Annotated in this window: 7 protein-coding genes; 1 reads left to right on the top strand and 6 read right to left on the bottom strand. The window is 72.5% G+C overall.

Annotated elements, in window-relative coordinates; translation table 11 throughout:
• Positions 1–74: 74 nt before the first annotated feature.
• The 5 genes from J7E97_RS24265 to J7E97_RS24245 all read right to left on the bottom strand — a co-directional run bounded on the left by J7E97_RS24265 (position 75) and on the right by J7E97_RS24245 (position 9,586).
• Positions 75–1,370 carry an MFS transporter gene (locus J7E97_RS24265; RefSeq protein ID WP_251055061.1) on the bottom strand — a complete coding sequence of 432 codons (1,296 nt, stop codon included), beginning with the start codon at positions 1,368–1,370 and terminating at the stop codon, positions 75–77.
• A gap of 129 nt (positions 1,371–1,499) precedes the next feature.
• Positions 1,500–2,090 (bottom strand): 2OG-Fe(II) oxygenase, encoded by a 591-nt coding sequence (locus J7E97_RS24260; RefSeq protein ID WP_215031022.1) that lies wholly within the window; start codon positions 2,088–2,090, stop codon positions 1,500–1,502.
• A complete protein-coding gene (locus tag J7E97_RS24255; protein WP_215031020.1) occupies positions 2,087–6,220 on the bottom strand; it encodes a non-ribosomal peptide synthetase in 4,134 nt (1,377 codons plus the stop codon). The genes J7E97_RS24260 and J7E97_RS24255 overlap by 4 nt, the downstream gene beginning before the upstream one ends.
• The gene (locus J7E97_RS24250; RefSeq protein WP_215031019.1) at positions 6,213–9,362 is read right to left on the bottom strand and encodes a non-ribosomal peptide synthetase; all 3,150 of its coding nucleotides are present in this window, start codon (positions 9,360–9,362) and stop codon (positions 6,213–6,215) included. Before J7E97_RS24250 ends, J7E97_RS24255 begins: the two co-directional genes overlap by 8 nt.
• Before the next feature lie 44 nt (positions 9,363–9,406).
• The gene (locus J7E97_RS24245) at positions 9,407–9,586 is read right to left on the bottom strand and encodes an MbtH family NRPS accessory protein (RefSeq protein ID WP_215031018.1); all 180 of its coding nucleotides are present in this window, start codon (positions 9,584–9,586) and stop codon (positions 9,407–9,409) included.
• Between the two features lie 377 nt (positions 9,587–9,963).
• Here J7E97_RS24245 and J7E97_RS24240 point away from each other — a divergent pair, with 377 nt between their 5' ends.
• Positions 9,964–10,872 carry a phytanoyl-CoA dioxygenase family protein gene (locus J7E97_RS24240; RefSeq protein WP_215031017.1) on the top strand — a complete coding sequence of 303 codons (909 nt, stop codon included), beginning with the start codon at positions 9,964–9,966 and terminating at the stop codon, positions 10,870–10,872.
• Positions 10,873–10,968: 96 nt separating this feature from the next.
• On the opposite strand, the gene J7E97_RS24235 is transcribed toward J7E97_RS24240, so the two are convergent.
• Positions 10,969–12,657 carry a DUF885 domain-containing protein gene (locus J7E97_RS24235; protein WP_251055066.1) on the bottom strand — a complete coding sequence of 563 codons (1,689 nt, stop codon included), beginning with the start codon at positions 12,655–12,657 and terminating at the stop codon, positions 10,969–10,971.
• Between the last annotated feature and the right edge of the window lie 74 nt (positions 12,658–12,731).

Genomic DNA, 12,731 nt, shown 5'->3' with positions numbered 1-12,731 from the left:
GTGGGCCCGGATCGTGGAACTGGCTTTCGATGGAGGTCGGGCGACCGGTCGCGGCGGCCCCGGACGGGCGGGTGCTACTGGCCGGCCGGCTCGCCTTCGCGTCCCCGCAGCTCTCCCACCCGGTGGCCGGGCCCGGCCGGGCCGTCGGGGCCGTCGGGGCCTTCGGCGACGTCCGGCCCGTCCTTCGCCCGGTCCGCCCGCGGGGGCGCGTCGCCGTCGGCGCGCAGCCCCGGCATCAGGGCCAGGGTGACCGCGATGGAGGCGGCCGCGACCACGGCGATGCCCGTCGAAGCCGAGGTGTACTGGGCCACGGCGCCCGCGAGGGCGGCGCCGACGCCCTGCATCGTGCGCATGCCGGAGAAGTGCAGTCCCAGCGCGTGCCCGCTCATGTCCTCGGGGGTCAGGGCCAGCAGCCGCTCCTGGAAGACCCAGTTGGCCGAGTACCCGACCGTGGCGACCAGGACGGCCACCATCACGACGGGCAGCCCCGGGCGCAGGGCGAAGACCAGGTGCGGAGCGGCGAGGAGCAGCAGCAGCGGCACGCCGAGGCGCGCGCGCCACCGCTGCGGCAGGAGACGGCCCGTCAGCACGTCGCCTGCCAGCATGCCGAGTGCGCCGGAGGCGAAGATGAGCCCCGCGTCCTTCGGCGAGTAGGCGACGTAGAGCGACTCGCAGCCGACGACCAGCCCGCTCGGAACCCAGAACGCGAGGTAGACGTAGCGGCGCGGCTTGGAGGACCACAGGCGCGCGTTGTCGCGCCAGGTCTCGGAGGCGGAGGGCCGGCCGGAGGCGCGCGCCGGCCGGGCGCTGAGGCCGAACCGGGCGATGAGCCCGGAGAGGAGGTAGAGGGCGGCGCCGATGAGCAGCGCGCGGCTCGGTGACAGGGCGGCCATGATGACGCCGCCGACCGCGAAACCGCCGATCTGCATGAAACCGGCGGACATGCTGAACATGGAGCGGCCCAGCACGTACCCGTCGCTCGGGAGGATCTCGTTGAGCAGCCCGAAGCCCACGCCCCCGCCCAGCGAACCGATCATGCCCTGGCCCAGCAGGATGGCGAAGACGGCCCACACGGACAGGCCCGGGACGGCCTGGGCGGCCGTCGTGACGGCGAAGATCAGGGCGATCCCGGTCAGCGTGGCGCGCGGCGGCAGCCGGTCGGCGCCCGACAGCAGGAACGTCGCCCCGATCACCTGGGCGAGGGAGGGGCCGAACATGGCGAGAGCGGAGAGCAGGGGGGAACCCGTCGCCGTGAAGACCAGCGTGCTCAGGGCCAGCCCGCTCACCGTCTGGGCGGCCACCTGTCCGGAGGTCGTCAGGAAGAGCGGTGTGTACTCCGGCGTCCGGAGGATTTCGCGATAGGTGCGCATGGCTATGACTCCCGGGGATCGGGGCCGGTCGGCCGGCGCTGCTGCGCCGGGACGGATGCGAGCGGCCGCAGGCCGGCGGCCGGACCGTGACGGGGGACCGCCGGTCGCGGCCCCGGCCGACACCCGGGCTCAGGACATGAACAGGACCAGCGACATGCGCTCGCCGGACTCCACGACGCTCACGGCGTGCTGGAGTTCGGGCTTGGCCACCAGGATGTCCCCGCGGTTCACGCGGAAGCGGCGGTGGTCCTGCGGGGAGATCTCGGCGACGAACTCGCCGCCGGTGTAGTCCTCGGTCAGGCCGATCACGATGCTGATCCGGTACTCCGGGTTGGCCTCGTGGTCGTTGTGGGAGCCGACCGAGTCTCCCTCGTAGAGGAAGTTGGTCTGCGCCCGGCGCATCGTGACCTTCTCCAGGCCGAAGCAGTCGGCCCAGAACGCCAGCGCCGCGTCCGAGGCGGCGATGTCCAGGATCGCCTGCGCGATCTCGGGCGCCTCGACCTTCGCGGGCTCGTAGCCCCGCTCGCCGCGGCCGATGTCCACGGGGTCGACGAGGATCCGTCCGACGCCGAGCCGGTTCTCCACCCCGATGCCGTCCGGGTGGGGGAGCTTCTTGCAGAGCTCGATCAGCTCGTCGATCTGCTCCGCCGTGTAGGGGTACTCGCCCACTTTGAGCAGTACGACACCGTCGTTGTGGAGCGTTTCCTTTGCCGCACTCATCGTGAGCCTCCTTCTGTGTTCGGGTGGACACCGGGCAGCGCGAGCGCGGAGAGCGCGCGCAGCTGCTGGGCAAGTTCGTGGATCGCGGGCGGGCCCAGCAGCTCGAAGTGGTCGGCCGCCACCTCGCCGACCCGCAGCAGCGGAACGACGTCGGCCCAGCCACGGCTGTCGTCGTATCCGGCGTCTTCGATTCCGGGATAGCCGCGGCCCGCCCGGATCAGGTGGACCGGGAAGTCCGCCCCCGCGGTGGGCGCGAAGGCCCTGAACGCCTCCGTCGTCGCGGCGACCATGGCCGTCAGTGCCCGCAGGTCCGCCTCGGGGAGCCCGGCCGGGATGAGGCCGTGGCCGCGCAGGACCTCGATGCCGTCCTCGTCGGCCGGTGACGGTTCGCCGCCCGGCGCCGGCACCCAGCTGTCGAACATGGCCACGGCCGCCGGCCGCAGACCGCGCCGGGCCAGGGCCACGCCCAGCTCGTAGGCGAGGACGCCGCCGAAGGACCAGCCGGCGAGGACCACCGGGCCCTGCCCGGCGCTGCGCTCCACCGAGGGCAGCAGCCCCGCGACGAACTCCGCCACCGTGCGGGGCGGCGTCGCGTCGAGGCCCGGTGCATTGAAGCCCAGGACGCGGAAGTCGGGTGCGAGCTCCCGCGCCAGCGGTACGTAGGCCAGGGCGGATCCGGACGCGGGCGGCATCAGGAGCACCGTCGGGGCGCCGGGGACCCCCGCCAGCGGGACGAGCAGGTCGTCCGAGGCCGCGCGGGAGCGCACCAGTGCGGCCAGCTGGGCGACGGTGGGGCGGCGGGCCAGATCGGCGATGACCGGCCGGAAGCCGGTGCGCCGTTCCACCACCACGGCCAGCCGGAGCAGCAGCAGCGAGTTGCCGCCCAGCTCGAAGAAGGTGGACTCCCGGTCGCGGACCGTGTGTCCCAGCACCTCTTCGAAGGCCGCGTGGACCTCCCGCTCGGCCGGGTCGCCGCCGAGGGCGGGCGCGGCGGTCCGGTGCTCGGCCCGGCTCTCGGCCCGGTGCTCGGCCCGGTGCTCGCGCCAGAGCGCCGTCAGTGCGTGCGCGTCGGTCTTGCCGTTGGTGTTCAGCGGCAGCCGGGGCAGCGGGAGCAGCGTGCGCGGGACCAGCTGGCGGGGGAGCCTGGTCGCGGCCCAGGCGCGGAGCGCGTCGGGGCCGGGAGCGGTCTCGGGGCCGGGGCCGGTCTCGGGGATGGCGCCGGTCTCGGGGATGGCGCCGGTCTCGGGGTCGGCGCCCGGCTCCGGTGTGTAGAAGGCGACCAGTTCCGCCGCCTTGTCCTTGCCGAGCACGAGCACCCGCGCCGAGGTCACCGAGGGGTGCAGGACGAGCGCCGCCTCGATCTCGGCCGGCTCGATGCGCACGCCGTGCAGCTTCACCTGGCGGTCCAGCCGGCCCAGGTACTCGTACTGCCCGTCGGGCAGCAGGCGTGCCGCGTCCCCGGTCCGGTACAGGCGCCGGCCCGGCTCGGCGGCGAAGGGATCCGGTACGAAGCGCTCGGCCGTCAGGGCGGGCTGTCCCCAGTAGCCGATCGCGGTGCCCAGCTCACCGCCGATGTAGAGCTCGCCCCGCAGGCCGGCCGGGACCGGACGCAGGTGCTCGTCGAGGACGTACAGCCTGGTGTGGGGCAGGGCCGCGCCGATGGGGACGGGGCCGGGACCCTGGCCGCGCGGACAGGTGTGCGCGGTCACCGCGTTCGTCTCGGTCGGGCCGTACAGGTTGACCAGGGTGGCGGGGAGCCGCTCCTGTACCCGGTCCCGCAGGGCGGGGGTGAGGGCCTCTCCCGCCGAGAGGAGGTAGCGGAGCGTGGTGCACCGGCCCGCCTGCGGCAGGTCCAGGAAGTACTCCAGGACGGAGGGCACGAAGTTGGCCACGGTGACCCGCTCGCGCTGGATCAGGTCGGCGAGGTAGGCCGGGTCCGAGTGCCCGGTGGGCTCCGCGACGACGAGCGCCGCCCCGTGCCGCAGCGGCCAGAACAGCTCCCACACCGAGACGTCGAAGCCGTACGGGGTCTTCAGCAGCACCCGGTCGTCGGCGCCCAGGGGCATCCGGCTCTGCATCCAGTCGAGGAACGCCTGCGAGGCGTCGGTCGGGAAGGCGACGAGCTTCGGCGCGCCCGTGGAGCCGGAGGTGAACAGCAGGTAGGCGCAGTCGCCGGCGCCGGCGGGCGTGGTCCGCCGGGGCGCCGGGATCGAGGCGATCCGGCTGACGGCCGCGTCCATCGTCTGCCAGGGCCCGTCCGGCAGCAGGGCGCGGGTCGGCTCGTGGAACAGCACCAGGGCGACATCGGCCGCCCCGAGCAGTTCGGCGATCCGGGCCGGCGGGGCCGTCGTGTCGATCGGGACGTAGCCGCAGCCCGCCGCCGTGACGGCGTGCACGGCGACGACGAGATCGGCCGACCGCTCCACGAGGAGGGCCACCCGCTCGCCGGGGCGCAGTCCGCGCCGGCGCAGCTGGACGGCGGTGCGGGCCACCCGGTCGGCGAGCTCGGCGTAGTCCAGGTTCCCCTCGCGGCCGTCGACCAGCGCCACGGCGTGCGGGGTCAGTGCGGCCTGGTGGAACAGGCCGTCCGCCAGGCTGAGGTGGCGGGGCCCGGCGGCGCGCGCCGGGTCCTGCCCCGTGGTCACCGCCGATGGCGGCTCTTGCGGTACCGGTTCGGCCCGGGCCGGTACGGCCCGTACCGCTTCGGCCCGGGCCGGCTCTTCCCGTACCGGCTCGGCCCGCGCCGGGGCCCGCGTCAGCGGGATCTCCTCGATCCGGGTCTGCGGCCGGACGACGACCTCCCGCAGGACGGCGAGGAACGCTTCCACCGCGCCCGCGGCCGCGATCTCGTCCGTCCCGCGCTCCGCCCACTCCATGGCACCGGTGATGACCCGCGCGTCCTCGTTGAGGGCGAGCGTCAGGTCGAACTTGGCGGTCCCGCTGTCGAGGTCGCGCATGCCGCGCAGCCGGCCGTTCCACTCGGGCTCCTCGCCGGTGGCGCCCTGGTAGGCCAGCATCGTGCGGAACAGCGGATTGGCGGATTCGGAGCCGCTCGCCCCCGTCAGCGCCACCAGTTCGTCGAAGGGCATCGGCTGGTGGTCCAGGGCGTCGATGACCACCTGGTGCACGCGGCGCGCGACGTCCGCGAAGCCGTCGTCCAGCGCGATGTCGGTGCGCAGCGCGAGGGTCCGTACGAAGAAGCCCACGACCCGGTCGAGCGCGGGATCCTCGCGGCCCGCGCTCGGGGAGCCGACCACCACGGCCGGTGCGTCGGAGAACCTGCGCAGGACCACCTTGAAGGCGGCCAGGCACACGGCGTACGGGGTGACGCGCAGCCGCAGGGCGAGCGCGCGCACGGCTTCGGTCAGCTCGGCGTCGATGTCGACGGGGATCGTCCCGCCCCGCAGGCCGGGGTCGTCGACGGTCCCCTCGCGCAGGGCGAGGGTACTGGCGGCGGGAGCGTCCGCGAACCGGGCCGCCCAGTACTCGCGCACCCGGTCCGTGGCGGCCCCGTCGTCGTTGCGGGACACCCAGTCGACGAAGTCCGCCGCCGGGGCCTCGGCCTCCTTGCCGGCGAGCAGCAGGGCCAGGTCCTCGCAGAGCACGCCGACCGACCAGCCGTCGACGACGAGGTGGTGGAAGACCAGGACCAGGCGCCAGCTCCCGTCGGGCAGGAGGACCGCGGTCGCCCGGTACAGCGGCGGACGGCCCAGGTCCAGGGGCCGGCGGGCGGCGGCGGCCGTGAGCTCTTCGGCGCGCTCGGCGGCCCGCTCGGGCGCCCGGTCGGTCAGGTCGTGCCAGTCCAGGGGCACCGCTCCGGAATCGGTCACCTCCTGTACGGGGGCGTCCGGTGAACCGGCCACCCGCAGCCGCAGGGCCGGGTGGATCTCCTGCAGCCGGGTGAGCACCCGGTCGAGCTCCGCCCGGTCCGGTGCGTCCTCCAGGTCGAGTCCGACGGCGATGTTGTTCTGCGCGGTACCGGGGTAGCGCTGTTCGAGGAACCACAACCGCTGCTGGGTGCGGCTGAGCGGGGCCGACGTCACGGCCTTCCTCGCGGTCCGCGGCCGCGCGGCGCGGCCGCGCAACAGGAGCTCCATGAGCTCCTTGCGTCCGGCTGGCATCTCACTCATGGGCGCGCAACGCCTCCAGCATGTCGAGCGCTTCCTCTTCGGAGAGGCTGCTCACCAGTTCCTCGATGCCGTCCTGGACGGCTTCCGCGAGCGCCGCGATGGTGGGGCGGTGGGTGAACTGGCCCGCGCGCAGGGCGATCCCGAAGCGCTTGCCGACGGCCCCCAGCACCCGCACCAGGCTGAGCGAGGTGCCGCCGACCGTGAAGAAGTCGTCGTGGCGGCCGATGTCGTGGATGCCGAGCACGCGGGTCCACTCGGCCGCGATCTCCGTTTCCACCGGCCCGTCCGGGCCCTCGGCGCCGGCTTCCAGCGGGAAGGCCTGGCGGTCCGGTTCGGGCAGGAGGTCCCGCGCGATCTTCCCGCCCAGGGTGCGCGGGAACTCGGGCAGCAGGACGAAGGCGCCCGGGACCATGTACCAGGGCAGGCGCTCCTTGGCGAAGTCGGCCAGGTCGCCCGGGGAGGGGGCGGCGCCGGCATCGGCGGCGACCACGTAGGCGGCCAGCTGGATGCCGCCGTCCGCGGCCTTGCGGGCCAGGACCACGCAGCCGGCGACGGCCGGGTGCAGGGCGAGCACGTTCTCGACCTCGCCCGGTTCGACGCGGCAGCCCTGGATCTTGATCTGCTGGTCGGCGCGGCCCAGGAACTCGAAGACTCCGGAGTCGAGCCGGCGGACGACGTCCCCGGAACGGTAGAGGCGCGCGCCCGGGTCCCCCGGATGGGCCACGAACCGCTCGGCCGTCGTGGCCGGCCGGTTCTGGTAGCCCCAGGAGACACCGCCGGGACCGCTGACGCAGAGCTCGCCGGGCACGTCGTCGGGCACCGGCTGGAGCGCGCGGTCGACGACGCGCATCGAGTAGACGCCGACCTCCCGTCCCAGCAGGGTGGCCGCCGCCGGGCCGTCCTCGTCCTCGGTGCCGTCCCAGACGGTGACCTCGGCCGTCTCGGTCTGCCCGTACTGGATGTGCACGGCGGTCCCGAAGTGTTCGCGGGCCCGCCGGTGCAGGCTCGTCGGCACCCCCTCGCCGCTCGCGATCACCCAGCGCAGGTCGGGGTAGGCGCCGGGTTCGACGGCGCCGAGGTACGTCTCCAGCGCGACGGGCACGAAGTGGACGAGCGCGACGGGCTCGCTGCGCAGGACGGAGCTCAGGTAGTCGGGGTCGCTCTCCCGGCCCTGCTCGGCGACCAGCACCTGCGCGCCGAAGAACAGCGGCAGGAAGATCTCCCAGATGGATATGTCGAAGAGCAGCGGGGTCTTGAACAGCACCGCGTCGCCGGGCGCCAGCGGGTAGGCCTCCTTGAACCAGGCCAGTCGCGCGCCCACCCCGCGGTGGGAGATGACGATGCCCTTGGGCGTTCCGGTGGATCCGGAGGTGTAGTAGATGTACGCCAGGTCCTCCGGGCGCACCCGCACGCCGGGGGAGCTCTCCGCCTCGGCCTCGTCCGGCACCAGGACCGGGGCGATGCCGGACAGTTCCGCCACCGCGGACCGATCGGCCACGATGGCGGAGACGGCGACGTCCGCGCAGATGGTCTCGATGCGGGCGGCCGGGAACTTCGGGTCGAGGGGGACGAAGGCCGTACCGGCCTTGAGGATTCCGATCGCCGCGCAGATCAGGTCCGGTCCGCGGTCCAGGCGTATGCCGATGCGGCTGCCCGGCGCGATGCCGGCCTCGACGATCCGCGCCGCGAACGCGTTGGCCCTCCGGTCGAGCTGGCGGTACGTCAGCTGACCACCGTCCCAGCGGACGGCGACGGCGTCGGGCGTGCGGCGCACCTGGGCCTCGATGGCCACGTGCGTCGGGTCCTCGTTCAGGAAGCTGTCGGCGTCGGCCCGCTCGGCGAAGGACTCCGCCATCTCCTCGGCGGTGCACAGCGCCAGCTCGTCCACCGGGGTGTCCGGGTCCTGCGCGGCCGACTCCAGCAGCCGCAGGTAAGCCGTGGCCAGCCGCTCCGCCCAGGCGCGGTCGAAGAGGGCGGTGTCGTACTCCAGCTCGAACTCGAAGTCGCCGCCCACCTGCTCGACCAGCAGGGTCAGTTCGTGCTTCGCCGTGCCGTTGTGCACCGGCAGCCGGGTCAGGCGGTGCCCGCCGATCTCGGGCTCGCTCTCCACCGGCGTGTTCTGCGGTCCGAACATCGCCTGGTACAGCGGGACGTCACCCTCCTGGCGCACGCCGGAGAGGCGCACCAGCTCCTGGAACGGCAGCGCGCCGTGCTGGAGGCCTTCCGCCACGTGCCGGAAGGCCGAGGCCACCGCCTGGCGGAAGGTGGTGTCCTGCGTGTACTCCTCCAGGGCCACGACGGTGTTGCTCAGGTAGCCGAAGGTGCGTTCGGCCTCCTCGGTGGCGCGCCCGGCGACCGGGAGGCCGATGCTGATCCGCTCGTTGAGCGAGTAGCGGTGTAGGAGCGCCCCGAACGCGGCCAGGGTGATCGAGAACGGGGACGCGGCCGTCTGCTTCACCAGCCGGGCCACCAACGGGACCGGCACGGTGAAGCGGTGCACGTCACCGGTCAACGAGGGCTTGCGGTCGTAGCGGCCGAGCCGCAGGGGGGCCGCGCCTCCCCGGAGCCGCTCGCGCCAGTAGCCGCGGTCCAGCTCGGCCCCGGCGCTCTCCAGCCAGTCCCGCTCGGCGAGCGACCACGCGGCGTGCTCGCCGGGATCGGTGTCCGGGGCGCCGCCGTCGAGCAGCACCGTGAGGTCCCGCAGGAAGATCTCCAGGGACCAGGAGTCGCATATGGAGTGGTGGAAGACGAACCCGAGCGCGGTCTCGTCCGGCCCGATCTCCGCGTGCACCGTACGGACCAGGGGCGGCCGGGTCAGGTCGAACGGCTCGGCCGCCACCGCGCGCAGCGCCTCGGTGAACTCCCGCGTGTCGCCGCAGGAGAGCTTGCGCACATCGGGTGCCACGACCGCGTGCACCTCCTGCGAGAGCCCGTCACCCGTCCAGCGCAGGCCGGTTCGCAGGGCGTCGTGACGGGTGATCAGCCGCTCCATGGCCTCCTCGAGCCGGGCGGCGGACAGCCGCGAGGCGAGGTGGTAGCCGAACGGGGCCGCGTAGGGGGTGGTGGTCCCGTCGGATTCGGCGATCAGCCAGAGCCGCTCTTGGCCACTGGAAGCGGGAAGGGTCCGGATCTCTGTGTTCATGCTCGTCTCTCGCCTGAAGCCAGGGTCAACACCGCTGAGGACGGTCAGCGGGAGCTGGCGGGTCGGATGTCGGTCCAGGTCCGGTCGATGTAGTCCAGGCAGTCCTCTTTGGTGGCGGCCCGGTGCACGGGCTCCCAGCCCTCGGGGACCGGCAGGTGGTTCCGCCAGACCGAGTACTGGCCCTCCGCGTTGCGGACGGCGTACCAGTGGTGGCGCTCCTCCATGGCAAGGCTCCTTCGGCTTCGGGAGGCGGGACCCGTCCGCGGCCGGCCGGCGGGCGTACGGGCACCGCCCCTGATTTACAAAACGCTGTCAAATGAATATCGACGTCATCCTTCAATGCCGCCAAAGGAATTACCCGCACGACTCCGGCCGAACCTAGTGCGGCGCTCTGGAACCTGTCAACCAACGTCGGTTTTCGGAAATAAAGTTTTGGCCAATCGGGCCATCGATGCGGATCGACTATCGATGTGCCCCATACCCTCTCAATTACTGACGCATGATCAACGGGGGTTGACAGGCCAATCCCCGGACCGGCAACCTGATCCAATCGGACCAGTGCAGTTCACACGCGACAACAAACGCGGAAGGATTACATCTCGTGCGCGACTTCAGCAAAGTGGCGGAAGAGTACTCCGAGAACGGTTTCGCCATTATCAGGGACGTCATCCCGGTGGACCTCATCGACGAAGCCCGCTCGCACATCGAGTGGCTCATGGAGAAGTACCCGGACGTACGGCCCGAACACCTGCACCACCCCCTGATCCGCAACGACGCGTTCTGGGTCCGGCTGATATCCGACCCGCGCCTCACCGACATAGCCGAGTTCTTCCTCGGTCCCGACGTCGCCTGCTTCACGGCCCACTACATCTGCAAGCCGGCCTTCGACGGCCAGCCCGTGCTGTGGCACCAGGACGGCGCGTACTGGAAGCTCGAACCGATGCAGGCCCTCACCGTCTGGCTCGCGGTGGACCGCAGTTCGACCGAGAACGGCTGCCTGCGGATGGTCCCCGGCAGCCACCGGCTGCCGCTGCACACGCCCAAGCTGCGCACCGACACCCCGAACATGCTGTCCTCCGTCTCGGACGAGGACATCGTGAACGAATGGGTGCAGAAGGCCGGCATCGTCGATATCGAGCTGAACCCCGGCGACGTCTCGATCCACCACCCCCATCTGCTGCACTGCTCCGAGGCGAACACGTCCCCGATGCGCCGCGCCGGGCTCGACATCGGGTATATCTCGACGTCGACGCGCATCAGCAGCGACGGCCTCTACCTCGACCCGATCCTCGTCCGCGGCGAGCCCGTCGAGAACGTGAACAATTACCGGCCGCTGCCCCGCTACACGGACGGCGAGACCATTCCGTTCGCCGGTCACGAGGAATGGAACGACAAGATCAAGGCGCTCGGATACGACGGCGCGGCGGACGCCTCCGCGATCGGGGAAACGCCGCTCGAAACCACTTACCGAATGATCGAGCGCCTGCAGGAAGGGTCGGTCGCACGGTGACCCGGTGCGGGTCCGCCGGAAATACCGGCGGACCCGCATTGACGTTCAGCCCACTATCATTTCCGAATTCACGCCCTCCGCATTCGCGCGAGTAATTCAGAGTGCCGAGAGTTCCTCCACCAGATCGTCGAGGCCCAGCGAGCCCAGGGACAGGGCCGCCATGTGCCAGGCCTTCGCGTCGAAAGCGTCGCCGTGCGCCTTCCGGGCGTTCTCGCGGCCCAGCAGCCAGGCCCGCTCGCCCAGCTTGTAGCCGATCGCCTGCCCCGGCATCGAGAGGTAGCGCGTCAGCTCGCTCTCCACGAACTCGGCGGGGCGCCCGCTGTGGTTCGCGAAGAACTCCTGGGCCAGGTCCGGCGTCCAGCGTTCGCCCGGGTGGAACCGCGCGTCCCGCGGGATCTCCAGCTCCAGGTGCACGCCGATGTCCACGATCACCCGGACGGCCCGCATCATCTGCGCGTCCAGGTAGCCGAGCCGCTTCTCCGCGGTGTCGAGGAAGCCCAGTTCGTCCATGAGCCGCTCCGCGTAGAGCGCCCAGCCCTCGGAGTTCGCCTCGACCTGGCCGACCGTCGCCTGGAAGCGGGAGAGCTGGTCGGCGACGTACGCCCACTGGCCCAGTTGCAGGTGGTGACCCGGCACGCCCTCGTGGTACCAGGTGGACACCAGGCTGTGGATCGGGAAGCTCGTCTCGCCCAGGGTGGGCAGCCAGGTGCGGCCCGGACGGGAGAAGTCCTCGGAGGGCGCCGAGTAGTACGGGGCCGCCGAGCCGCCCGCCGGGGCGATCCGGGACTCCACGGTGCGCAGGGGCTCGGCCAGCTCGAAGTGGGTGCCGTCCAGCGCCTCGATCGTCTCGTCCATCAGGTTCTGCAGCCAGACCCGGACCTCCTCGACGCCCTCGATGCGCGTGCCGTGCTCCTCCAAGTGGGCGAGCACCTCCCAGGGGTCGGCATCGGGCAGCACCTTGGCGCCCTCGGCCTTCATCTCGTCGAGCAGCCGGTAGTACTCGGACCAGCCGTACGCGTACGCCTCGTCGAGATCGAGGTCGGCGCCGTTGAAGTAGCGCGACCAGCGGGCGTAGCGCTCGCGGCCCGCCGTCTCCGGGGCCCCCTGGACGGCGGGCGCGTACACATCGCGCATCCAGTCCCGCAGCGCGCGGACGGCCCCGGTCGCCGAAGCCGCCGCCGGGTCGAGCTCCGCGCGCAGCGGCGCCGGCGCCGCCGTCACCAGCTCGTCGAACCAGCCGCGGTCCGTGCCCACCCACTCGGTGAGCTGGCGGACGAAGGTGGCCGTCGGGCGGGGGGCGCCGAGCAGGCCGCGCTCCAGGCCCAGGGCGAGCGAGGCGCGGTAGCCCTCCAGGGCGGCCGGGACGGCCCGCAGTCGCCGGGCGACCACCGTCCAGTCCTCCTCGCTGCTCATCGCCATCGCGGAGAACGCCTTGCGGATCCGGTGCGCCGGCGAGTGGATGTTGCTGACCGCGCGCAGCCCTTCGCCGGCTTCCCGGACCTCCAGGTCCACGGTCAGCCGCTCCCGGAGCAGCCGGGCGCAGCGCCGCTCCGCGGTGGTGTCCGCGCCCGGCTGCTTCTCGGCCGCGGAGAGCTCCTCCAGCGTGTGCGAGATCAGTGCGGTGACGGCGTCCTGTCCGGCGGGCGACAGATCGGGGAGCAGGCTGTCGCTCTCGCGCACGCCGAGGTAGCTGCCCGTGAGCGGGTCCAGCCCGATGAGGGCGTCGAGGTAGCGGTCGGCGACCTGCCGCGGCAGCGGTCCGGTCGCGATCTCGTGGATGTCCATGACCTTCTTCGGCCTTCTTCCTGCTTCACGGGAACTGGTGGGACTGGTGGAACTGGTGGAACTGGTGGAACTGG

This window comes from Streptomyces sp. ISL-66 (assembly GCF_018614135.1).
In the GTDB taxonomy this organism is placed as follows: Bacteria; Actinomycetota; Actinomycetes; order Streptomycetales; family Streptomycetaceae; genus Streptomyces.
This window is presented reverse-complemented; position numbering and strand designations above follow the sequence as displayed.

What these genes read in the sequence shown, in the direction of transcription:
- J7E97_RS24265 (WP_251055061.1), bottom strand. Translation starts at nt 1,370, where the DNA reads ATGCGCACCTATCGCGAAATCCTCCGGACGCCGGAGTACACACCGCTC.
- J7E97_RS24260 (WP_215031022.1), bottom strand. Translation starts at nt 2,090, where the DNA reads ATGAGTGCGGCAAAGGAAACGCTCCACAACGACGGTGTCGTACTGCTC.
- J7E97_RS24255 (WP_215031020.1), bottom strand. Translation starts at nt 6,220, where the DNA reads ATGAGTGAGATGCCAGCCGGACGCAAGGAGCTCATGGAGCTCCTGTTG.
- J7E97_RS24250 (WP_215031019.1), bottom strand. Translation starts at nt 9,362, where the DNA reads ATGAACACAGAGATCCGGACCCTTCCCGCTTCCAGTGGCCAAGAGCGG.
- J7E97_RS24245 (WP_215031018.1), bottom strand. Translation starts at nt 9,586, where the DNA reads ATGGAGGAGCGCCACCACTGGTACGCCGTCCGCAACGCGGAGGGCCAG.
- J7E97_RS24235 (WP_251055066.1), bottom strand. Translation starts at nt 12,657, where the DNA reads ATGGACATCCACGAGATCGCGACCGGACCGCTGCCGCGGCAGGTCGCC.